Source organism: Qipengyuania sp. SM2512, assembly GCF_054954005.1.
This window is the reverse complement of record NZ_CM143134.1, coordinates 453,877-474,317: the sequence shown is the minus strand read 5'-3', so window position 1 is coordinate 474,317 and position 20,441 is coordinate 453,877. Positions and strand designations below refer to the sequence as shown.

At 66.0% G+C, this 20,441-nt stretch carries 22 protein-coding genes, 1 tRNA gene and 1 riboswitch; of the genes, 15 read left to right on the top strand and 8 right to left on the bottom strand.

Going from position 1 to position 20,441, the window contains the following annotated elements; genetic code table 11:
* Window positions 1-133: 133 nt before the first annotated feature.
* Window positions 134-673: a fasciclin domain-containing protein gene (locus ACQ5J0_RS02410; protein ID WP_462568934.1), complete on the top strand. Its 540-nt coding sequence runs from the start codon at window positions 134-136 to the stop codon at window positions 671-673.
* 180 nt (window positions 674-853) lie between these two features.
* Window positions 854-929 (top strand) — tRNA-Thr (locus tag ACQ5J0_RS02405).
* Between the two features lie 261 nt (window positions 930-1,190).
* Here ACQ5J0_RS02405 and ACQ5J0_RS02400 read toward each other — a convergent pair.
* On the bottom strand, window positions 1,191-1,445 hold the full coding sequence (locus ACQ5J0_RS02400) for a DUF6894 family protein (RefSeq protein ID WP_462568933.1): 255 nt from the start codon (window positions 1,443-1,445) through the stop codon (window positions 1,191-1,193).
* Between the two features lie 275 nt (window positions 1,446-1,720).
* Here ACQ5J0_RS02400 and ACQ5J0_RS02395 point away from each other — a divergent pair, with 275 nt between their 5' ends.
* The 4 genes from ACQ5J0_RS02395 (at window position 1,721) to ACQ5J0_RS02380 (ending at window position 4,615) form a co-directional block, all read left to right on the top strand.
* Window positions 1,721-2,434, top strand: a complete 714-nt coding sequence (locus ACQ5J0_RS02395; RefSeq protein ID WP_462568932.1) for a Crp/Fnr family transcriptional regulator — start codon at window positions 1,721-1,723, stop codon at window positions 2,432-2,434.
* Between the two features lie 138 nt (window positions 2,435-2,572).
* Window positions 2,573-2,815: a DUF6894 family protein gene (locus ACQ5J0_RS02390; RefSeq protein WP_462568931.1), complete on the top strand. Its 243-nt coding sequence runs from the start codon at window positions 2,573-2,575 to the stop codon at window positions 2,813-2,815.
* Window positions 2,816-3,281: 466 nt separating this feature from the next.
* A complete protein-coding gene (locus ACQ5J0_RS02385; protein WP_462568930.1) occupies window positions 3,282-4,019 on the top strand; it encodes a Crp/Fnr family transcriptional regulator in 738 nt (245 codons plus the stop codon).
* Between the two features lie 377 nt (window positions 4,020-4,396).
* Window positions 4,397-4,615: a hypothetical protein gene (locus ACQ5J0_RS02380; protein ID WP_462568929.1), complete on the top strand. Its 219-nt coding sequence runs from the start codon at window positions 4,397-4,399 to the stop codon at window positions 4,613-4,615.
* Between the two features lie 20 nt (window positions 4,616-4,635).
* Here the strand turns inward: ACQ5J0_RS02380 and ACQ5J0_RS02375 are convergent, their stop codons facing one another.
* The 7 genes from ACQ5J0_RS02375 to ACQ5J0_RS02345 form a co-directional block, all read right to left on the bottom strand.
* Window positions 4,636-4,872, bottom strand: a complete 237-nt coding sequence (locus ACQ5J0_RS02375; protein WP_462568928.1) for a DUF6894 family protein — start codon at window positions 4,870-4,872, stop codon at window positions 4,636-4,638.
* A 130-nt stretch (window positions 4,873-5,002) separates the two neighbouring features.
* Window positions 5,003-5,425 carry a Na+/H+ antiporter subunit G gene (locus ACQ5J0_RS02370; RefSeq protein ID WP_462568927.1) on the bottom strand — a complete coding sequence of 141 codons (423 nt, stop codon included), beginning with the start codon at window positions 5,423-5,425 and terminating at the stop codon, window positions 5,003-5,005.
* The gene (locus ACQ5J0_RS02365) at window positions 5,422-5,691 is read right to left on the bottom strand and encodes a K+/H+ antiporter subunit F (RefSeq protein ID WP_462568926.1); all 270 of its coding nucleotides are present in this window, start codon (window positions 5,689-5,691) and stop codon (window positions 5,422-5,424) included. The genes ACQ5J0_RS02370 and ACQ5J0_RS02365 overlap by 4 nt, the downstream gene beginning before the upstream one ends.
* Window positions 5,688-6,173: a Na+/H+ antiporter subunit E gene (locus ACQ5J0_RS02360; protein WP_462568925.1), complete on the bottom strand. Its 486-nt coding sequence runs from the start codon at window positions 6,171-6,173 to the stop codon at window positions 5,688-5,690. The genes ACQ5J0_RS02365 and ACQ5J0_RS02360 overlap by 4 nt, the downstream gene beginning before the upstream one ends.
* A 1-nt stretch (window position 6,174) precedes the next feature.
* On the bottom strand, window positions 6,175-7,704 hold the full coding sequence (locus ACQ5J0_RS02355; protein WP_462568924.1) for a monovalent cation/H+ antiporter subunit D: 1,530 nt from the start codon (window positions 7,702-7,704) through the stop codon (window positions 6,175-6,177).
* Window positions 7,701-8,057 carry a Na+/H+ antiporter subunit C gene (locus ACQ5J0_RS02350; RefSeq protein ID WP_462570044.1) on the bottom strand — a complete coding sequence of 119 codons (357 nt, stop codon included), beginning with the start codon at window positions 8,055-8,057 and terminating at the stop codon, window positions 7,701-7,703. Before ACQ5J0_RS02350 ends, ACQ5J0_RS02355 begins: the two co-directional genes overlap by 4 nt.
* Window positions 8,057-10,951, bottom strand: coding sequence for a monovalent cation/H+ antiporter subunit A (locus ACQ5J0_RS02345; protein WP_462568923.1), 2,895 nt, complete (start codon window positions 10,949-10,951; stop codon window positions 8,057-8,059). Before ACQ5J0_RS02345 ends, ACQ5J0_RS02350 begins: the two co-directional genes overlap by 1 nt.
* A 136-nt stretch (window positions 10,952-11,087) precedes the next feature.
* On the opposite strand from ACQ5J0_RS02345, the gene ACQ5J0_RS02340 reads away from it, so the two are divergent.
* The 9 genes from ACQ5J0_RS02340 (at window position 11,088) to gcvH (ending at window position 20,428) form a co-directional block, all read left to right on the top strand.
* A complete protein-coding gene (locus ACQ5J0_RS02340; protein ID WP_462568922.1) occupies window positions 11,088-11,360 on the top strand; it encodes a metal-sensitive transcriptional regulator in 273 nt (90 codons plus the stop codon).
* Between the two features lie 50 nt (window positions 11,361-11,410).
* Window positions 11,411-11,899 carry a DUF411 domain-containing protein gene (locus ACQ5J0_RS02335; protein WP_462568921.1) on the top strand — a complete coding sequence of 163 codons (489 nt, stop codon included), beginning with the start codon at window positions 11,411-11,413 and terminating at the stop codon, window positions 11,897-11,899.
* A gap of 41 nt (window positions 11,900-11,940) precedes the next feature.
* The gene (locus ACQ5J0_RS02330; RefSeq protein WP_462570043.1) at window positions 11,941-12,654 is read left to right on the top strand and encodes a MauE/DoxX family redox-associated membrane protein; all 714 of its coding nucleotides are present in this window, start codon (window positions 11,941-11,943) and stop codon (window positions 12,652-12,654) included.
* 171 nt (window positions 12,655-12,825) lie between these two features.
* Window positions 12,826-13,818 (top strand): ArsR/SmtB family transcription factor, encoded by a 993-nt coding sequence (locus tag ACQ5J0_RS02325; protein ID WP_462568920.1) that lies wholly within the window; start codon window positions 12,826-12,828, stop codon window positions 13,816-13,818.
* Entirely contained in the window at window positions 13,815-14,747 is a 933-nt protein-coding gene (gene metF / locus ACQ5J0_RS02320) for a methylenetetrahydrofolate reductase [NAD(P)H] (RefSeq protein WP_462568919.1), read from the top strand. Before ACQ5J0_RS02325 ends, metF begins: the two co-directional genes overlap by 4 nt.
* The gene (locus ACQ5J0_RS02315) at window positions 14,740-15,786 is read left to right on the top strand and encodes a homocysteine S-methyltransferase family protein (protein ID WP_462568918.1); all 1,047 of its coding nucleotides are present in this window, start codon (window positions 14,740-14,742) and stop codon (window positions 15,784-15,786) included. The genes metF and ACQ5J0_RS02315 overlap by 8 nt, the downstream gene beginning before the upstream one ends.
* Window positions 15,786-18,521 (top strand): methionine synthase, encoded by a 2,736-nt coding sequence (gene metH / locus ACQ5J0_RS02310; RefSeq protein ID WP_462570041.1) that lies wholly within the window; start codon window positions 15,786-15,788, stop codon window positions 18,519-18,521. The genes ACQ5J0_RS02315 and metH overlap by 1 nt, the downstream gene beginning before the upstream one ends.
* 171 nt (window positions 18,522-18,692) lie before the next feature.
* Window positions 18,693-18,797, top strand: a riboswitch (glycine riboswitch).
* Between the two features lie 52 nt (window positions 18,798-18,849).
* Window positions 18,850-20,052 carry a glycine cleavage system aminomethyltransferase GcvT gene (gene gcvT / locus ACQ5J0_RS02305; RefSeq protein WP_462568917.1) on the top strand — a complete coding sequence of 401 codons (1,203 nt, stop codon included), beginning with the start codon at window positions 18,850-18,852 and terminating at the stop codon, window positions 20,050-20,052.
* 4 nt (window positions 20,053-20,056) lie between these two features.
* Complete coding sequence (gene gcvH, locus ACQ5J0_RS02300; RefSeq protein ID WP_462568916.1) at window positions 20,057-20,428, top strand: glycine cleavage system protein GcvH; 372 nt, start codon at window positions 20,057-20,059, stop codon at window positions 20,426-20,428.
* Window positions 20,429-20,441: the final 13 nt, after the last annotated feature.

The window sequence follows — 20,441 nt, the reverse complement described above, 5'->3', positions numbered from 1 at the left end:
CCGATAGCGGCCTCGCCCCAGGCCGCAACCTGTCCTCAAGGTCAGGTTGAGACGCGCCCGCCGCCGCCCAATCTCGTGTGGGCCGCATCCATCGCGGCCGAACATTGGCAATCCCCTCGAAAGGATACCCCCCATGAAGCGCATCACTTCCATCGCCGCCGTCCTGTTGCTCGGCACGGCCGCTCCGGCCTTCGCCGACCACCATGGCTCCGCCGCGCATCAGAACGAGCAGACCATCGCCGAAGTGGCGACCGCCTCGCCGCAGCACACCACGCTGATCGCCGCGGTCGAGGCCGCCGGTCTGGCTGGCGCGCTCGCCGGCGACGGCCCGCTGACGGTCTTCGCGCCCACCGACCAGGCTTTCGCCAAGCTGCCCGACGGCACCGTCGACACGCTGCTCCAGCCCGAGAACCGGGCGCAGCTCCGGGGCGTGCTGACCTACCATGTGATCCCCGGCGAGACGAATGCCGAGGCGCTGGTAGCGGCGATCGCCGGCGCGGGCGAGGAAGGCTACACGCTGACCACGCTCAACGGCGCCACGCTGACCGCGATGCTGGTGGGCGAGAACGTGGTCTTGCGCGACACCGCGGGCAACACCGCCACCGTCACCCAGACCGATATCGGCGCTTCGAACGGGGTTGTTCACGTCATCGACGGCGTGCTCCTGCCCTAAGCTGTCCTCCACGCGAGGCGAGAGGGAAGGGCGCTCCAACCCCCGGCGTCCTTCCCTTTTTCATGGCCGCGCGGCAATTGCGGGGCCGGCCGAGCACGGGCGTTTGGGGAGAGCAATCCGCCGCCGCGCGCAAACAGGCATTGCGACCCGCCGCCAGTGCGACTAAGGCGCGCGCTCTGTGCCGCTTTAGCTCAGTTGGTAGAGCACATCATTCGTAATGATGGGGTCAGGTGTTCGAGTCACCTAAGCGGCACCACCACTTCTGTACAGAATCGCCGACACTCCAGCGGAGAGCCTGTTCGGCGAGCGCGCTCACGGTGGATCGCTGCGGTGCGGGAGAGTGCCTGCCCTGCTTCCCGTGACAGCGTCGACGTCTCCAGCGGGAAGCCCTGTCCGCGCCGGAGTTCGGGCGCCGGAAGTTGAGAGCGAGCCCGAGTAGCGCTTCGAGTGAGCGCCGGTACCGGCTTCCGAGCGCCCCTTCTTCGCATCGGCTGAGCAAGCTGCGAAGTGGCGGGGTCTAGCGGACGGGTATCCGCCGGACCATCGCGATGGCATCTTCGAAGTCGAGCCGGTGCACGGGCTGCCCCGTCTCGTCCTCGACGGCCAGCCGGTAGGTCAGCCTGATCTCTCTATCCCGCGCATCGTGAGCGATTATCGCCCGCGCTTCCTCAAGCGTCACGGCGGCAACGGCCTGAAGGCAGGAGAGGTCTCGCCCCTCCAGATCGAGAAGCACATCGTCGCCATCGCGCAGGTGAAAGAAATAACGGGGCATGGGCGGTCCGGCATAACGGGGCGAAAGGACGAAAATTATCTGGCACCGAAGCTAAAACCCGCGCGACGATGAACCCCGTTAGCATATGCGAGCCGGGAAACATATGTTGTTTTCGAACGGCCATCGAATGTTTGATACATTCTCGATGCTTTCTGTTATCATTGCTCTACCGTTGGATCGCATCAGGGCTCTGGCGGCTGAGAGTAGCGACGTGCTCCCGCCCAGCAGCAACGGGACACTTCATGACCTCTACAAACCACCCTCTCGAATTGCTCGTGCGCAATCTGGAATTGCGCGCCCGGCTCTCGCCGGAGGATCGCGACGCCATTCTTGCGCTGCCCTATACGGTGCGCACGCTCAATCACCTGGCCTACACGGTGCGCGAAGGGGATCCGCCGCGGGAATGTGCAGTTCTGCTGTCAGGTTTCGCCTATCGCCAGAAGATTACCGGAGACGGCGCCAGGCAGATCATCGCGCTGCACCTGCCGGGCGATGCGCTCGATTTCCAGAACCTGTATCTCAAGGTCTCCGATCACAGCGTCCAGATGTTGACGCGGGGCGACGTGGCCACGGTGCAGCGGGCCGAGCTGCAGGAACTGGCACAGGCCCGGCCAGCCGTCGGTCACGCAATTCTGATCAAGACGCTGGTGGAAGCATCTATCTTCCGCGAGTGGGTGCTCAATGTCGGCCGGCGCAAGGCGCGCGAGCGCATGGCGCATGTGCTTTGCGAACTCGGCTCGCGGATGGATGCGCTCGGGATGGCCGATGAGCACGGCTACGAATTGCCGATGACGCAGGAGGAACTCGCCGACACGCTCGGGCTCACCCCTGTCCACGTCAACCGCACTCTGAAGCTGCTCGAGGCCGAGGGGCTGATCACGCGAAACCGGCGCAGCATAGCCTTCCCCGATTGGGAGAAAATTCGGGAGGTCGCAGATTTCAACGACCGGTATCTGCACCTCGATATGCAGGTGCCGGCGCCTTTCTGACCCGGACAGCGTCGATCCTGGGCACCCAAGAGGGTCAACCCGCGTTCATTCTCCCGTGCTATAAGTGGTTTACAGCATTGGGCTGACCAGATCGATTGGTGGAGAGTTCGGTTCGCGCTTCCATCGGGGAGGGCGATAGTGCCGAGATTCTTTTTCCACCTTCGCGCCGGCTCCGATGAAGTCCTGGATTCCGAAGGCCGTCTCTTGCCGGCAGACGCGCTCGCAGACGCGGCGCTGCTCGAGGCGCGCGACTGCATTGCGGGCGACGTAATGACGGGCAGGCTCGATCTGCATTCACGCATCGACGTGCACGACGCGGCAGGCGAGCTGGTGCATTCGCTCGGTTTCGCCGACGCGGTGGAAATGGTCCCTGCGCGGTAGGATTTGCGGCCGGCCGGTTGCCATGGCCGTCCAAAGGCGAAGCCGGACCGGCTTGCCTAACCTTCTATACGGAAAATCCGACTGCTTTCAGTAAGATGGGCATCTCTCAACGAGCCATCGAGGAAAGCGGAGATGGAAGTGCAACGCTTGTTTCCCAGCGCCCTGGTGGCCTGTATCCGGGATGGTCGACCGCCCGAACCGCATGAGCTGGCGGGGCTAAGCGACAGGTTCCGAGCGGAAGCTGTCTACTTCTGGGCCGCCGATCGCGGCGACCTCGCCGACCGGTTCGCATCCGTCGCTCTGTCGGGTGGCCGAAAGGATGTCGAAGCAATAATTTGCAATGCGCCGAACGACTTGGAGCAGGCTCGATAACAATTTTTATGGAGCGCGCCTGTCCGGATCAATATCGCATTGTCCGGTGCTGGTGAGTTCGAAACTGCTCCCGCCTTAGCAACGGGAGAGTCACTTGAGCGCTCGACATCCGCTGGACCTGATGGTCCGCAGCCTGTGTTTGCGAGTTCCCCTGTCCAGCGCGAGCCGTGAGGCGGTTATGGCGCTGCCTCACACGATCCGATCGCTTGATCCCTCGGCCTATCTGGTGCGCGAGGGAGAAGTTCCCTCGCAGTGCGGGGTTTTGGTGTCGGGCTTCGCTTATCGGCAAAAAACCACCGGAACCGGAAGCCGGCAGATCGTCGCCCTGCATATGCCGGGGGACGCGGTCGATTTTCAGCACCTGTTTCTGAATGTCGCGGATCACAGCGTGCAGATGCTCACTGCGGGCAAAGTCGCCTTCGTCCCGCGGAGCTCGCTGCAGAGCCTGGCGCGGTCGAACGCCGAAGTCGCCGAAGCGATCTTCACGAAAATTCTGGTGGAATCATCGATCTTTCGGGAATGGGTCCTCAATGTGGGCCGCCGCAAGGCGCGGGAGCGTATCGCGCATATCCTGTGCGAACTGGGCGCGCGGCTCGAAGCCTTGGGCCTGGCGGGCGAGTATGGCTACGAACTGCCGATGACGCAGGAGCAACTCGGCGACGCGGTCGGGCTGACCCCGGTGCATGTGAACCGGACGCTGAAGGCGCTGGTGGGGGAAGGTCTGATCGATCGCTGCAACCGCAGCATCCGCTTCCCGAACTGGCAGAATATCCGCGACCTGGCCGGCTTCAACGAACGTTACCTGCACAATGTTTCGCAATCGCCGAGCTAGTATATCAAGGCGGACCTTCCGGAACTGCGCCCGTCCGGTGGGTCGCGGCCCTGATACCGGGCGGGGCCATTGCACTTCGATGGGCGTACGCAATAGACGGAAAGTCTCCGGGCAACTCACCAACCGTGCAGGCATCGCTCCGGGCGAAAACATCGTCATCTATGTTAGGTTCTTACCTATGTCGTAGATGCCTGCGGCTCGCGGCTCCATTTGACTACTCGGTAGGTGGGCTACCAAGGGGCGCAAATCATGACATATTCGAATTCCGTAAGTGAACTCGCCGAACAAGTCGCGTTGCAGCCCGAGCGTCGCCGGCTGAGAGGTGCGAGCCTCGCGGACGTCAGAGACCGGCTCGTGATGCAGGAGGCGAACTGATCATGCTCTCCTCCATCGCCGCGACTTTCCTCATCGCTCTCGCCTCCGCTGCGGCTTCCTACTTGCTCGCGGAATGGCTGGCAGCCGTTTTGATCGGATCCGCCCGTCATGAACGCGGCGAACGGGTGTTTAGTCCGCTGGGCCTTCGGCACGATCTGGAACAATGGCCGGGCGTGATATCCTGTTCGGACGGAACGGGGCCGGAAGATTATCGCAGCTGAGACAGCCGGCGGCCCCCGGATTACTGGCGCAGTTCTACGGCCTCATCGAAGCGAACGCTTCCGACCGGGTTGCGCTGCTCGTCCACGATTTCGATCCGGTGGTGAGCAACGAAGTGACCGCGCAGCACCGTGTCGGCGGCCAGCGCGCGCGCTTCTTTCACCGCGCGGGCCCTGGCGGCCGTGACATCGGCCAGTTCGGCACCCTCGTCGTCCATCGTGATGTCGTCGTTATAGACGTTGAAATAGTAGTGCGGCATGGCTCAAAAAACGGCGGATTGCGAAAATGGTTGCAGCCGGCGACATAGGTTAAGCAAATTTCGCTTCTGCGCCCTGTGCGCGGTTGTCCGGCGTCCGGCATCGCCAGCCGGTTCTCCCGTCAGGCAGCCGCTATTCGTCCGAGGTTGCCACCGGAGTGTCGCGATGCGGGGCTTCGTAGGTCGCCCAGTCGCCTTTGCCGGGAGAAACGGGCGGCTTGCCCGCCGGGCTTTCGCAGCGATCGCCATCCTTCAGTCGCACCCGGTGCAAATGGACCTTGGCGACCATGTTCGCCGAGATCGGGGCGGTGATGAACAGGAAGATCGAGACGAGCAGTTCCTGCGCCGACCAGACATCCTGCGTGAGCTGGAAATAGGAGACCGAGCCGAGCAGAATGCCGCCCAGGCCCAGCGTCGTCGCCTTGGTCGGGCCGTGCAGCCGCTCCATCAGCGTGGGCAGGCGCACCAGCCCCCAGCTGCCGATCAGCGCGAAACTCGCGCCCAGCACGATCAGCACGCTGGTGAGGATTTCGGCGAGAAGACCGGGCTGGATCATTCGATGATGTCCCCCCGCAACAGGAACTTGCAATAGGCGACGGTGCCGATGAAGCCGACCATCGCCAGCAGCAGCGCCGCCTCGAAGGAGACCGCGTCGTTGGTGGCGATGCCGGTCAGCACGATCAGGGCGATGGCGTTGATAACCATGGTGTCGAGTGCAAGGATGCGGTCGCCCACCGTGGGGCCGCGCAGCAGCCGCCACAGGTTGAATGCGAACGCCACGATGAGGCAGGCGAAGCCGAAGATGACAGCATAGCCGATCATGCGAACACCTTTTTCAGACGTTCTTCGTAACGCTGCTTGATCCGCGCGATCTCCGCTTCGGGATCGGCGGCATCGAGCGCGTGCACGAGCAGATATTTCCCGCAGGCGGAGACATCGGCGGACACCGTACCGGGGGTGAGGCTGATCGTGCCGGCGAAGACGGTAATGGCCTCGGGCGTGTCGAGCTCGAGCGGGATCGCCAGCCATTGCGGGTGCAGGTCGCGGTTGCGCCGGAACAGGATGATGGCGGCGACTTCGAAATTGGCGACGATCACATCCCACAGCACCAGCAGGACATAGGGAATTCCATAGCGGAACCGGACATCGGGCCGCCGCGGCCAGAACGGCGCGGTGAACAGCGGCAGCAGCACGCCGATGATAACGCCGATCAGCAGCGCGCCGAAGGACAGGCTGTTGGCCATCAGCAGCCACACCAGCGCGAGCAGCACGGAAAGGCCGGGGTGGGGGATCACGCGCCGCATCTCATCCTTCTCCCAGGACTGCGCGGGCGGTCGCGGCTGCGTCGAGTACCTGCGCGGCGGCGGCCGAGCCATAGGCGGTTGCCGGCCCCGCAGCGGCTGCCAGCGCCGCCACCAGCAGCAGCGCGATCGCAGGCGCCGCCATGTCGGAGCGTGACACATGGACAGGCTCGGCGCCGTCCGAAACGGGGCCTTCCTTCCAGAAGATCGCGCTGCCCGCACGGGCGAAGCCGATCACCCCGGCCAGCGTGGTAAGCAGGATGGCCGCCCAGGCCCAGCCCCAGCCCGCGGTGTCGGCGACCGATTCCATGATCAGCAGCTTGCCGATGAAGCCCGACAGCGGCGGCAGCCCGACGGTCGCGATCGCCGCCACCAGGAACAGGAGGCCGACCGACTGCCGCTGACAGAATGCCGGGCCCGAGCTGACAGTGTCGCTGAAGCTGGCGCGGCGGCGGGCAACGACATCGGCGATCAGGAACAGTGCGGCGCCGGCCAGCGTCGAGTGGACCAGATAGTAAAGCGCCGCGCCCAGCGTATCGACCTGCCAGGCGGCGACGGCGATCAGCAAGGTGCCGGTCGAGCCGATGATCGCGTAGGCGGCCTGTTCGGAGAGGCGGCGGGCGACGAACACGCCGGCGAAGCCGACCACGGCGGTCAGGATCGCGGCGGGCAGCAGATAGGGTGCCGGGGCCCAGGCCGCCGATCCGGCGTCGTCGCCCAGCACCTGCGGCACCACCCGGATCAGCGAGTAGACCCCGACCTTGGTCATGATCGCAAACAGCGCCGCAACCGCCGGGGTGGCGACGGCGTAGGTGCGCGGCAGCCAGAGATGCAGCGGGACCAGCGCCGCCTTGAGCGCGAAGACGCTCGCCAGCAGCAGTGCGGCCACGCGCAGCAGCCATTGGTCGTCGGGACCGATCGCGGCGATGCGCAGCCCCATCTGCGCCATGTTGAGCGTGCCGGTCAGCGAATAGAGCAGCCCCAGCGCGATCAGGAACAGCGAAGAGCCGATGATGTTGACCACCACATATTGCACCCCCGCCTTGAGCCGCGCGGAACCTTGCCCGTGGACCATCAACCCGTAGGAGGCGATCAGCAGTACCTCGAAGAACACGAACAGGTTGAACAGATCGCCGGTCAGGAAGGCGCCGTTGAGGCCGAGCAGCTGGAACTGGAGCAGCGGATGGAAATGCCAGCCGTCGCGGTCGGCGCCGGTCAGCACCGCGTGGAGCAGCGCGAGCAGCGCCAGCACGGCGGCCAGCACCAGCATGATCGCGGCGAGCCGGTCGGTAACCAGCAAGATACCGAAGGGGGCTTCCCAGCCGCCCAATTCGTAGGTCCTGATCACCCCGTCGCCCGCCTGCACCATCAGCGCGAGCGCGGCTGCCAGCATGGCGAAACACGACACGAAGGAAATCGCGATGCCGAGCCGTCGCCGTCGCCGCATCACCAGCAATGCCAGCGGCGCTGCCAGCGCGGGGATCACGATCGGCGCGATGGCAAGGTGAGGGGCGAGATCGAGCGCGAGGTTCACGAGGCTTCGTCCTCCGGCTCGTCTGACGGCGTCCCATCGACCTGATCGCTACCCGTTTCGAGGAAGCTGCGCAGCATCAGGATCACCGCCAGCGCGGTCATCCCGAAGGTGATGACGATCGCGGTCAGCACCAGCGCCTGCGGCAGCGGATCGGCGTATTCGCTCACCGACTTCGACCAAATCGGAGCTCGGCCGACGACCAGCCGGCCCGAAGCGAACAGGAACAGGTTCACCGCATAGGAAAACAGCGTCAGCCCGAGCACGACCTGAAAGGTGCGGCCGCGCAGCGAGAGATAGATGCCGCCGGCGACCAGCACGCCGATCGCGCTCGCGACGAGGAATTCGAGACTGATCACGCCTCGGTCTCCCGCAGTTCCGCCTCATGGGCGGCGTGCGCGCGGGCGGCGCGCTTGGCGATGTGGCTGAGCTGGGCCAGCGCCAGCATGACCGCGCCCAGCACCACCGAGAACACGCCGAGATCGAACAGCAGCGCGGTCGCGAGCTCGAACTCGCCCACCAGCGGCAGCGTGAAATAGTCGAAGGCGGTGGACAGGAAATTGGCGCCGAAGAGCAGGGATCCGAGGCCGGTGAACACCGCGATGAGCACGCCGAAGCCGATCAGGATATGTTCGCCGATCCGGCGGCGCGAATCGGTCCAGTCGAACCCCGAAGCGAGATATTGCAGCAGGAAGGCGATCGCCACGATCAGCCCGGCGATGAAGCCGCCGCCCGGCTCGTTGTGGCCGCGCAGGAAGATGAAGATCCCCGCCACCAGCACCAGCGGCAAGAGGATACGGGTGGACATGACGAACATCACCGGATGGCTTTCGGGCGAATGCGGCATGTCTTCCTGCCACGAGCGCAGCCGCGCGCCCGCCGCGCCGCGCGAAGTGGTGTCGAGCAGCGCATAGATGACGATGCCCGCGATCCCGAGGACGATGATCTCGCCCATCGTGTCGAAGGCGCGGAAATCGACCAGCGTCACATTGACGACATTGGTCCCGCCTCCGCCGCTGTAGCTGTTGTCGAGGTGGAAGGAGGAGATCGGATCGTTGGGGTTGCGCGTCAGCATGGCCCAGGCCGCGCCGCCGACCCCGAGCCCGCCCAGCGCCGCAAGGACGCCGTCGCGCATCCGTCTGGTCGGACTGGAGAGCAGCCGGGGCAGCTTGGGGAGAAGGTTGAGCGAGAGCAGGAGCAGGAGGATCGTCACGACCTCGACCGAGATCTGCGTCAGCGCGAGATCGGGGGCGGAGAAGTGGACGAAGGCCAGCGCGATGACGAGGCCGATCACGCTGATATAGATAAGCGCGCGGAACCGCTGGCGTTCCTCCACCAGCACCGCGATCGTCGCCGCGACCAGCAGCAGCCAGGCCACGATCGCGACTGGCGGCGCGGGCAGCAGTTCGCGCGGGCCGGTCAGTCCGCCGCCGCTGCCGGTGCCTTCGACGACCAGCAGCACGACCACCGCGAACACGGCGAACACCATTCGCTGCAGCGAGGGGCGGTGTACCGCCACCACCGCCTTGCGTACCGTCAGATCGGCGACGCACATCGCGCGCTCGAACAGCGCCTTGGCATCGGCGTGGCGCATGGCGGCGTAGCGCCGAAGCACCGCGGCATGGCGCCACAGCAGCAGAACGCCGACGAGAATGGCGAGCGCGCTCATCCCCAGCGCGAGATTGAAGCCGTGCCAGAGCGATAGTTCGAGCTCGGGCGCGGGTGCGCCGGTGACCGCGCCCGCAACCGACGAAACCACCGTCCCTGCCAGCAGCATTGGCGTAAGGCCGAGCAGGACTGCAAGGCTCACCAGCACCACCGGAGCGGCCAGCATGCCCGCACCGGGATCATGCGCCCTCGCATGGGCATCGGCGTCGCGCGGCTGGCCGAAGAACAGATGCGCCGCAAACCGCAGCGAATATCCGACCGACAGCGTCGCAGCTATCGTGGCTACCACCGGCACCAGCCAAGGCAGGCCGAACAGCGAGACGTTCAGCGCCTCGTAGAGCATCATTTCCTTGGAGATGAACCCGCCCAGCGGCGGGATACCCGCCATAGCGAGCGCCGCCAGCGTGCCGACGAGTGCGGTCACTGGCATGACCTTCGCCAGCCCGCCGAGCAGGCGGATGTCGCGGGTCCCGGCCTCGTGATCGACGATGCCCGCGGTCATGAACAGCGCCGCCTTGAACGCCGCGTGGTTGAGCACGTGCAGCACCGCCGCCACAGCCGCGGCCTCGAGCGAGAAGCCCAGCAGCATCACCAGCAGGCCGAGCTGGCTGATCGTGGAATAGGCGAGGATGGCTTTCAGATCGTGGCGGAACAGCGCCACCCAGGCGCCGAACAGCATCGTGAACAGTCCGACGCTGCTGACCACCACGGTGTAGAGCTCGGTCCCCGCCAGCACCGGCCAGAGGCGCGCAAGCAGGAACACGCCCGCCTTCACCATGGTCGCCGAATGGAGATACGCACTGACCGGGGTGGGGGCGGCCATCGCGTGGGGAAGCCAGAAGTGGAACGGGAACTGCGCCGATTTGGTGAAGCAGCCGATCAGGATCAGCCCGAGGATTGCCGGATAGAGCGGCGAGGCCTGGACGACATCGGCGCTCTGCAGGATCGTCATCAGGTCGAAAGAGCCCGCCACCACGCCCAGCAGGATCATGCCCGCGATCAGCACGAGACCGCCGCCGCCGGTGATCGCCAGCGCCATCCGCGCGCCCTGCCGCGCCTCGGGCTTGTCGCGCCAGAAGCCGATCAGCAGGAAGGAGGACAGGCTGGTCAGTTCCCAGAACACCAGCAGCAGCAGGACGTTGCCCGACAGCACGATCCCCAGCATCGAGCCCTGGAACAACATCAGCGAGGCGAAGAACCGCCCGGTCGCCTCGCCCTTGGCCAGATAGTAATGGCCGAAGATCATCACCAGCAGGCCGATGCCGAGGATCAGCCCGGCGAACATCAGGCCCAGCGGGTCCATCATCAGCGAAAAGTCGAGCCCGATTGCCGGGACCCAGGCGGCCGAAACCGCGACCTGGTCGCCGGCCAGCACTTGCCCCGCGAGCGAGAGCGTCAGCGCGAGACCGATCGCACTCGCCGCGGCGGCGATACCCGAATGGATCGCCCTTCCGCGATCGGCGCAGAGCGCGATCAGCAAGGCGGCGACGAAGGGCAGGCCGGCAAGGATAAAGAGCGTCAGCGAAATCGGCATTGTCGGGTCGAGATCATCCTTCGGGCGCGGGGCTTTCGTGCGCCCCATAGCCATAGTGACCCGCAAAACGCCACCGGATTTGGATTTTTCGACTCGGCGCTCGGCTTAGAGGGCCCCTTGCTCTGGGGGACCCAAAAGGCCTATATACCCCCATACGGTATCGCATTCCCGCTGGAGAAGAGCCTTGAAGCCCGATCAGACACCTCTTCTCAACCGCTTTCGCCGGATCGAAGGCCAGGTGCGCGGGGTCGCGCAGATGGTCGCGGACGACCGCTATTGCATCGATATCCTGACGCAGGTCCAGGCGGTCAAGGCCGCGCTGGGGCGCGCCGAGAGCGAGATCCTCAAGCGCCACGCCGCCTGCTGCGTTTCCGAAGCGATCGCCAGCGGCGATGCGGCGGAACAGAAGGTCAAGTTCGACGAACTCGTCGACCTGTTCGAACGCGCCAAACGATGACCCCGCGACCTTTTCCATTCCCCTTCGCCAAGCAAACCAAGGAACCGACCATGCTCGCCATCATCCGCTCCGCCGTGCTTCGCCGCAGCCTCGCTGGCGCGTTCATGCTTGGCGGCTCGCTTGCCGCCTGCAGCGCGCAGGCCGCGAATTTCACCATGTACCGCGACGCCTCCTGCGGCTGCTGCAGCGCCTGGGCCGATCACGTCGCGCATGGCGACGACCACAGCGTCGAGACGGTCGATCATCCCGACATGCGCGCGGTGAAGGCCGAGCACGGCGTGCCGGCGCAGCTGCAGTCCTGCCACACCGCCATCGTCGAGGGCTATGTCATTGAGGGTCATGTCCCCACCGCCGATATCGAGCGGCTGCTGGCCGAGCGTCCCGCGGGCGTCACCGGTCTCGCGGTCCCCGGCATGCCGATGGGTTCGCCCGGGATGGAGCATGGCGGCCATCGCCAGGCCTATCAGGTCGTCGCCTTCGGCCCCGCGGGGATGACGGTCTGGGCCAGCTATCCCGCGCAGCCAGCTGCCGGGTCGTGAGCGCCTCGAAGACCGCCGCGAAGACCGCGAGCGTCTACCGCATGGTCATGCCCGATCATGTGTGTCCCTATGGCCTCAAGACCGTTGACCTGCTCGAGCGCGAGGGCTTTGCGGTCGAGGACCATCCGCTGACGACGCGCGCCGAGACCGACGCGTTCAAGCAGCAGCACGGGGTCGCGACCACGCCGCAGACCTTCATCGCTGGCGAGCGGATCGGCGGCTACGACGATCTGCGCGAGCATTTCGGCAAGAGCGTCCCCAAGGAAGGCGAGACCAGCTATCAGCCGGTGATCGCGATCTTCGGCGTCGCCTTCCTGCTCGGGCTCGCGATCAGCTGGTATGTATTCGGCACCATCTTCACGATCGCGGCGGCCGAGTGGTTCGTCAGTCTGTCGATGTGCTTCCTCGCGGTGCAGAAGCTGCAGGATCTGCGCAGCTTCTCGACCATGTTCCTCAATTACGACCTGCTGGCAAAGCGCTGGGTGCGCTACGGCTATATCTATCCCTTCGGTGAGGCGCTGGCGGGGGTGCTGATGGTCGCGCATGCATTGCCGATCGTCTCGGTCCCGGTCGCGCTGTTCATCGGCAGCGTCGGCGCGGTGAGCGTCTTCAAGGCGGTCTATATCGACAGGCGCGAACTCAAATGCGCCTGCGTCGGGGGCAATTCTAACGTGCCGCTGGGCTTCGTCTCGCTGACCGAGAACCTGTTCATGATCGGCATGGGTCTGTGGATGGGCGCCAGAGCGCTGGGCTGATCCCAACTCCGGGATCGGCGCCAGGGGAAGCGCGCTATCAGTCTCCGTATCCGTTCGGGGGCCTGCGGGTCCTCAGGAGCGGATTAGTTTGCAGCGGTGCTTCGAGGGAAACCGCTTGGCAAACCGGAAATCCATTTACACATTTGTCGATACCTTTATATCCTGTCTTCGATGGCGATCGATACGACCTTCCGGGCCTTGGCCGACAGCACCCGACTGCGAATCCTGCGGCTAGTGGGCTCGATGGAGCTCGCGGTCGGCGAGATCGCGCAGGTGCTCGGGCAGAGCCAGCCGCGGGTCTCGCGTCACATCGGCATCCTCGCCAGCGCGGGGCTCGCCGAGCGCCGCCGCGAGGGCAGCTGGGTGTTCCTGCGCGCCGCGCCCGCGGGCGACCGCGCCACGCCGCTGCGCCAGGCGATCGCCGCCATGCTCGACTGCGCCGAACTCGAGGATCCCGATTTCGCCCGCGCCTGCGCGCAGGATCGCCAGCGATTGGCCGCGATCCGCGCCACCCGCGAGGAACAGGCCGCCTCCTATTTCGCCGCGCATGCGCACGACTGGGACGAATTGCGCCGGATGCACACCTCGGACGAACAGGTCGAGACCGCGCTGGCGCAGGCGCTCGACAGGCAGGGCCTGGGGCGATTGCTCGACATCGGCACCGGGACCGGGCGGATGGCCGAGCTGTTCGCGCGCTCGGCGGATCATATCGTCGCGCTCGACAAGAGCCTGGCAATGCTGCGGGTCGCGCGCGCCAAGCTCCAGCATCTGCCGACCGAGCGGGTCGAGCTGGTGCAGGGCGATTTCGCCGGCCTGCCCTTCGGCGATGCGTTGTTCGACACCGTATTGTTCCACCAGGTGCTCCATTTCGCCCCCGATCCTGCCGCCGCGCTGGTCGAGGCGGGGCGGGTGCTCAGGCCCGGCGGCCGCGTCGCGATCGTCGATTTCGCCGCGCATCAGCGCGAGGAATTGCGCGAGAAGCACGCGCATGCGCGGCTCGGCTTCCGCGACGAGCAGATGGCGGGATTCCTCGCCGATGCTGGCTTTGCCGCGAGCGAGCCGCAGGCGCTCGAGGGCGGCGAGCTGGTGGTGAAGATCTGGGTCGGCACGCGGCAGGATGCCCACTCGGCCCAATCCGACATCGAACGAAAGGTTGCCACATGAGCCCGACCCTCGACCAGATGCTCGAAGCGCGCACCGCCCTCGATGCGCCGCTGTTCTCCGGCCTGCCGGGCGATATCGACGTCAGCTTCGAATTTTTCCCGCCCAAGTCGGAGAAGATGGAGGCGCAGCTGTGGGCCTCGATCGAGGAACTGGCGCCGCTCGATCCCAGCTTCGTCTCGGTCACCTATGGTGCGGGCGGCAGCACCCGCGAGCGGACCCACCGCACCGTCGCGCGGATCGTCGAGGAGGCGCGCCTGCCCGCCGCCGCGCATCTCACCTGCGTCGATGCGAGCAAGGCCGAAATCCGCGAGATTGCCGAGCAATATTGGGAAGCCGGAGTGCGCCATATCGTGGCCCTGCGCGGCGATCCGCCCGACAGCGCGCGTAAATTTGCCCCCCATCCAGAGGGCTTCGCCAGCGCCGCCGAACTGGTCGCGGGCCTGCGCGAAGTCGCCGATTTCGAGATCTCGGTCGCCGCCTATCCCGAGACGCATCCCGAGGCCGATTGCCCCGCCAGCGATCTCGACAATCTCAAGCGCAAGCTCGACGCGGGCGCCACCCGCGCGATCACGCAGTTCTTCTTCTCGCCCGACACCTTCTTCCGCTTCCGCGACGCCGCGCAAGCGCACGGCATCACCGCGCCGATCGTACCGGGCATTCTTCCGGTAACCAATGTCGCGCGCGCGCGCGAATTCGCCGGCCTGTGCGGCGCGGCGATCCCCGACTGGATGGACGGTCTGTTCGAAGGCCTCGACCGGCGCCCTGCCGCACGCCAGCTGGTGGCCTCCACTCTCGCTGCCGAACTGTGCCGAAGGCTCTATGCGGGCGGGGTGCGCGAATACCATTTCTACACGCTCAACCGCGCCGATCTCAGCTACGCGATCTGCCACATGCTGGGCCGCCGCCCGAAGGGTGAGGCCCATGGATAAGCGCAGCCAGTTCGAGGCCGCCGCGGCCAGAAGGATCCTCGTCAAGGACGGGCCCTATGGCACCGAGATCCAGGCGGCGAAGCTCGCGGCCGAGGATTACGCCGGCGCGACCGGGCTGGAGCAGGACCAGAAGGGCAACAATGATCTGGTCAATCTGAGCCAGCCCGCGGTGATCCGCAAAATCTGCGACAGCTATATCGCGGCGGGCGCGCATCTGCTCGCCACCAACACCTTCAACGCCAACCGCATCAGCCAGGCCGATTACGGTGCCGAAGGTCTCGTGCGCGAGATCAACCGCTCTGCCGCGCGGATCATCCGTGAGGCGGTCGACGATGCGATGGCGAAGGATGGTGTGCCCCGTTTCGTCGCCGGTGCGGTCGGACCGACCAACAAGACGCTCTCGCTCTCGCCCGATGTCGAGGACCCGGGCTTTCGCGAGGTCAGCTACGACGAGATCGTCGATGTCTACAAGGAACAATGCGCCGCGCTGCTCGAGGGCGGGGCGGATTTCATCCTCATCGAGACGGTGTTCGACACGCTCAACTGCAAGGCCGCGATCATGGCGGTCAAGCAGCTCGAGCGCGAGCTGGCGCGCGACATTCCGGTGATGATCTCGCTCACGCTCACCGATCTCTCGGGGCGCAATCTGTCGGGCCACACGGTCGAGGCCTTCTGGCATTCGGTGCGCCATGCCAGCCCGCTGGCGATGGGGCTCAACTGCAGCTTCGGCGCCGAGCAATTGCGCCCGCATGTGCAATTGCTCTCCGCGATCGCCGACACCTATCTGCTCGCCTATCCCAACGCCGGCCTGCCCAACGAGCTGGGCGAATACGACGAGGCGCCCGAGACCACCGCGGGGCTGGTGGGCAAATGGGCGCACAGCGGCCGCGTCAACGTGGTCGGCGGCTGCTGCGGCTCGACCCCGGCGCATATCGCCGCCATCGCCCGCGCGGTCGAGGGCCTCGCCCCGCGCGTGGTGCCCGAACGCGACAGCACCATGACGCTGGCGGGCCTCGAACCCTTCACGATCGCAGCATGATGTCCAACGCTTCCACCGCCCGTTTCGTCAATATCGGCGAGCGCACCAACGTCACCGGCTCGGCCCGGTTCAAGCAGCTCGTCATGGCGGGCGATTACGACACTGCGGTCGAGGTCGCGCGCAGCCAGGTCGAGAACGGCGCGCAGGTGATCGACGTCAATATGGACGAGGGCCTGCTCGATTCCGAGCTGGCGATGACCACCTTCCTCAAGCTGATTGCCGCCGAACCCGATATCGCGCGCGTGCCGCTGATGATCGACAGTTCGAAATGGAGCGTGATCGAGGCGGGGCTCAAATGCGTCTCGGGCAAGCCGATCGTCAATTCGATCAGCATGAAGGAGGGCGAGGCGCCCTTCCTCGAGCATGCGCGGCTGTGCATGGATTACGGCGCCGCGGTGGTGGTGATGGCCTTCGACGAACAGGGCCAGGCCGACACCAAGGAGCGCAAGGTCGAAATCTGCGCGCGCGCCTATGATCTGCTCACCGGGATCGGCTTTCCGCCCGAGGACATCATCTTCGATCCCAACATCTTCGCGGTGGCGACGGGGATCGAGGAGCACGACCGCTACGGGCTCGACTTCCTGGAGGCGGTGAAGGAAATCAAGTCGCGCTGCCCGCTCGCCAAGACCAGCGGCGGGCTCTCCAACCTGTCCTTCAGCTTCCGCGGCAACGAGACCGTGCGCCGCGCGATGCATTCGGTGTTCCTGTTCCACGCCATCCCCGCCGGGCTCGACATGGCGATCGTCAACGCCGGCCAGCTCGATGTCTACGACGCGATCGATCCGGTGCTGCGCGAGGCCTGCGAGGACGTGATCCTGATGCGGCGATCGGACGCTACGGAACGGCTGATCGATCTCGCCGAAAGCTACAAGGGCCGCTCCGCCGCCGACGAGAAGGCTGCCGAGGAATGGCGCGGCTGGCCGGTGGAACGGCGGCTCGAGCACGCGCTGGTCAAGGGGATCGACGCGCATGTCGTCGCCGACACCGAGGAAGCCCGCGCCGCTCGCGCCGCGACCGGCGGGCGCCCGATCGAGGTGATCGAGGGTCCGCTGATGGACGGGATGAACGTGGTCGGCGACCTGTTCGGCAGCGGCAAGATGTTCCTGCCGCAGGTGGTCAAATCCGCGCGCGTGATGAAGAAGGCGGTCGCCCACCTCATCCCCTATATCGAGGCGGAGAAGGACCTGCTCCCCGAGGCCGAGCGCAAGGCCAAGGGCAAGATCGTGATGGCCACGGTCAAGGGCGACGTCCACGATATCGGCAAGAACATCGTCGGCGTGGTGCTGCAGTGCAATGGCTACGAGGTGGTCGATCTGGGCGTCATGGTGCCGTGGGCGAAAATCCTCGAGACCGCGCGCGAGGTTCACGCCGACATGATCGGGCTCTCGGGGCTGATCACGCCCTCGCTCGACGAGATGGTCACCGTCGCGGAGGAGATGAAGACCGCGGGGATGAGTTTGCCGCTGCTGATCGGCGGGGCGACCACCAGCAAGGTCCACACCGCGCTGCGGATCGACCCCGCCTATGACGGGCCGGTAATCCACGTGCTCGATGCCAGCCGGGCGGTCGGGGTCGCCAGCCGGCTGCTCTCGGACACGCAATGCGAGGATTTCGTCGCCGGCACGGCGGAGGAATATGTCCAGGTGCGAGAGGCCCGCGCGGGCCGGACACAGAGCGAGCTGCTTCCCCTCGCCGAAGCGCGCAGCCGCGCCTTCCCCGCCGATTTCGCCGGTAAGCCGGCCGCACCGCTGCATCCGGGGCTCCATGTCTACGACGACTGGTCGCTCGCCGAATTGCGCGACTATATCGACTGGACCCCCTTCTTCCGCGCCTGGGAATTGCACGGCAATTATCCCGCCATTCTCGAGGACGATGTGGTCGGCGAAAGCGCGCGCAGCCTGTTCGCCGATGCGCAGGCCATGCTCGACCGGATCGTCGAGGAGAAATGGCTCACCGCGCGCGGGGTCTGCGGGCTGTGGCCCTGCCGCCGCGAGGGCGACGATATCATCCTGTCCTCCCCATCATCGATGGGGAGGGGGAGCAGCGAAGCTGGTGGAGGGGTATCTTCCAACGGCAGCGAAGCCGACCCCTCCACCACCCTGCGGGTGGTCCCCCTCCCCGGCGGGGCCGGGGAGGAAAAGGAGGTTCGTCTCCCCTTCCTGCGCCAGCAGGTGAAGAAGAGCCGCGACCGCGCCAATTACTGTCTGTCCGATTTCATCGATCCCGCGGGCGACTGGATGGGCGGCTTCGCGGTCGGGATCCACGGGCTCGACGCGCATTCCGCGCGCTTCCAGGCCGACAGGGACGATTATTCGGACATATTGCTCAAGGCGCTCGCCGATCGCTTCGCCGAGGCGCTGGCCGAGCGGCTCCACCAGCATGTCCGCACCGATCTGTGGGGCTATGCGCCCGGCGAGCAGCTCACCAATCTCGCGCTCATCAAGGAGCAGTATCGCGGCATCCGCCCCGCGCCGGGCTATCCGGCCTGCCCCGATCACAGCCTCAAGCCCGCGCTGTTCGAACTGCTCGAGGCGGAAAAGAACGTCGGGCTCGAGCTGACCGAAAGCTTCGCCATGTTCCCCACCGCCGCGGTCAGCGGGTTCTATTTCGGGCATCCGCAGGCGGCCTATTTCGGCGTCGCCCGCATCGGCCGCGACCAGCTCGAGGATTATGCGGCGCGGCGCGGGGTGGACCTTTCCACCGCCGAGCGCTGGCTGCGTCCCAATCTCGATTGACCGGCCAATCTCGATTGACCGGGACGGCGCAATCGCGCAGGGCGGTGCCGTCGGCGGCGGGAGCGATTCTGCGGCGGGCGCGCGCGGGAGAGATCGCGGGGCCGGGCAGGCCCCCGGCGCCGAAGGAGCAACCGCCCCGGAAACTCTCAGGCCAACGGACCGCGCGGGCCTCTTCGACACTCTGGAAAGCGTCGCTCCCTAAAGGGGCGGCCACCGAAGGGGTAAGCCCGTCCATTCACGGGTCAGTCTCTCAGGTCACCCGACAGAGGGGGCATGGATCGGATCGCGTCCCGCCGGGGCGTGGCCGTGCATGCAGTCGGGAACCATGATGAGCGAAGCCCAAGACCTTCCCACCGAAGACTTCGCGGACGATGGTCCGGACGAGGCGCCGGCCAAGCTGCCGCTCGATGGCTGGCATCGCGGCAAGGGCGCGCGAATGGTCGAGTTCGCGGGCTACGAGATGCCGATCCAGTTTGAGGGCATCGTCGCCGAACACGATTGGACCCGCGAGCAGGCCTCGCTGTTCGACGTCAGCCACATGGGCCAGCTGCTGGTCTCGGGCGAGCGCGCGGCCGAGGAGCTGGAAAAGCTGCTCCCCGGCGCGATCGCCACGCTGAAGCCCGGCCGGGTGCGCTATTCGCTGCTGCTCAACGACGAGGGCGGCATTCTCGACGATCTGATGGTCACCAACGTCACCCCCTGGATCGCGGGCGACGAGGAAGCGGGCACCGAGGGCCATTGGGGCGAGCCGACCTATTACCTGGTGGTCAACGGGGCGATGAAATGGGACGACATCGCCCATTTGCGCGAGCATCTCGACGACGACATCACGCTCACCCATCTCGACGACCAGGCGCTGATCGCGCTGCAGGGCCCCAACGCCGCGACCGCGCTCAACCGCGTGATGCGCGGTGTGCCCGAGCAGCTCGTGTTCATGCAGGCGGTCGATTACCACTTCGGCGAATGGCCGCTTCGGATCACCCGCGCGGGCTACACCGGCGAGGACGGGTTCGAGATTTCGGTCCCCGCCGAATTCGCCGAATCGCTCGCCGACCGGCTCTGCGCCGAGATCGAGGTGCGGCCCGCAGGGCTCGGAGCGCGCGACAGCCTGCGGCTCGAGGCCGGGCTCCCACTCTATGGTCACGACCTCACGGCCGAGATCGATCCGGTGACCGCCGACCTCACCTTCGCGCTTACCAAGAGCCGCCGCGAGGCTGGTGGCTGGATGGGCCACGCCGCCTGCGCCGCGAGGCTGGCCGATGGCTGCGCCGACACCCGCGTTGGGCTCGTGTTCGAAGGCCGGCTGCCGGCGCGCGAGGGCGCCACGGTCTTTTCGGGCGACACCGAAATCGGCCGCGTCACCAGCGGCGGCTTCTCGCCCACGCTCGGCCATCCGATCGCGATGGCCTATCTCTCCGCCGATTTCGCCAAGGTCGATACCGAGGTCGAAGTCGAGGTTCGCAAGAAGCGTCTGCCCGCAAGGGTCGCCGCTTTGCCTTTCGTCCCCCACAACTACTACCGAGGGAAGTGACCCGATGGCCCGCTATTTCACCGATGAACACGAATGGATCGATGTCGAGGGCGATACCGCAACCGTCGGCATCACCGATTACGCGCAGGAACAGCTCGGCGACATCGTCTTCGTCGAACTGCCCGAGGTCGGCGCGCAGCTCGCCAAAGGCAAGGACGCCGCTGTGGTCGAGAGCGTCAAGGCGGCAAGCGACGTCTACGCCCCGATCAGCGGCGAGGTGACCGAAGCCAATGCGGCGCTCGACGAGGACCCGGCGCTGGTCAATTCGAGCCCCGAGGAAGACGGCTGGTTCTTCAAGCTGACCATCGCCGACAAGGTCGAGCTCGACGGGCTGATGGACGCCAAGGCCTACAAGAGCTTCTGCGACGAGCTTTGATGTTTCTCCCCTC

Coding starts and splice junctions, on each gene's coding strand:
- ACQ5J0_RS02410 (WP_462568934.1), top strand. CDS start 134: ATGAAGCGCATCACTTCCATCGCCGCCGTCCTGTTGCTCGGCACGGCC.
- ACQ5J0_RS02400 (WP_462568933.1), bottom strand. CDS start 1,445: ATGCCCCGTTATTTCTTTCACCTGCGCGATGGCGACGATGTGCTTCTC.
- ACQ5J0_RS02380 (WP_462568929.1), top strand. CDS start 4,397: ATGCTCTCCTCCATCGCCGCGACTTTCCTCATCGCTCTCGCCTCCGCT.
- ACQ5J0_RS02375 (WP_462568928.1), bottom strand. CDS start 4,872: ATGCCGCACTACTATTTCAACGTCTATAACGACGACATCACGATGGAC.
- ACQ5J0_RS02370 (WP_462568927.1), bottom strand. CDS start 5,425: ATGATCCAGCCCGGTCTTCTCGCCGAAATCCTCACCAGCGTGCTGATC.
- ACQ5J0_RS02365 (WP_462568926.1), bottom strand. CDS start 5,691: ATGATCGGCTATGCTGTCATCTTCGGCTTCGCCTGCCTCATCGTGGCG.
- ACQ5J0_RS02360 (WP_462568925.1), bottom strand. CDS start 6,173: ATGCGGCGCGTGATCCCCCACCCCGGCCTTTCCGTGCTGCTCGCGCTG.
- ACQ5J0_RS02345 (WP_462568923.1), bottom strand. CDS start 10,951: ATGGGGCGCACGAAAGCCCCGCGCCCGAAGGATGATCTCGACCCGACA.
- ACQ5J0_RS02335 (WP_462568921.1), top strand. CDS start 11,411: ATGCTCGCCATCATCCGCTCCGCCGTGCTTCGCCGCAGCCTCGCTGGC.
- ACQ5J0_RS02330 (WP_462570043.1), top strand. CDS start 11,941: ATGGTCATGCCCGATCATGTGTGTCCCTATGGCCTCAAGACCGTTGAC.
- ACQ5J0_RS02325 (WP_462568920.1), top strand. CDS start 12,826: ATGGCGATCGATACGACCTTCCGGGCCTTGGCCGACAGCACCCGACTG.
- metF (WP_462568919.1), top strand. CDS start 13,815: ATGAGCCCGACCCTCGACCAGATGCTCGAAGCGCGCACCGCCCTCGAT.
- ACQ5J0_RS02315 (WP_462568918.1), top strand. CDS start 14,740: ATGGATAAGCGCAGCCAGTTCGAGGCCGCCGCGGCCAGAAGGATCCTC.
- metH (WP_462570041.1), top strand. CDS start 15,786: ATGTCCAACGCTTCCACCGCCCGTTTCGTCAATATCGGCGAGCGCACC.
- gcvT (WP_462568917.1), top strand. CDS start 18,850: ATGAGCGAAGCCCAAGACCTTCCCACCGAAGACTTCGCGGACGATGGT.
- gcvH (WP_462568916.1), top strand. CDS start 20,057: ATGGCCCGCTATTTCACCGATGAACACGAATGGATCGATGTCGAGGGC.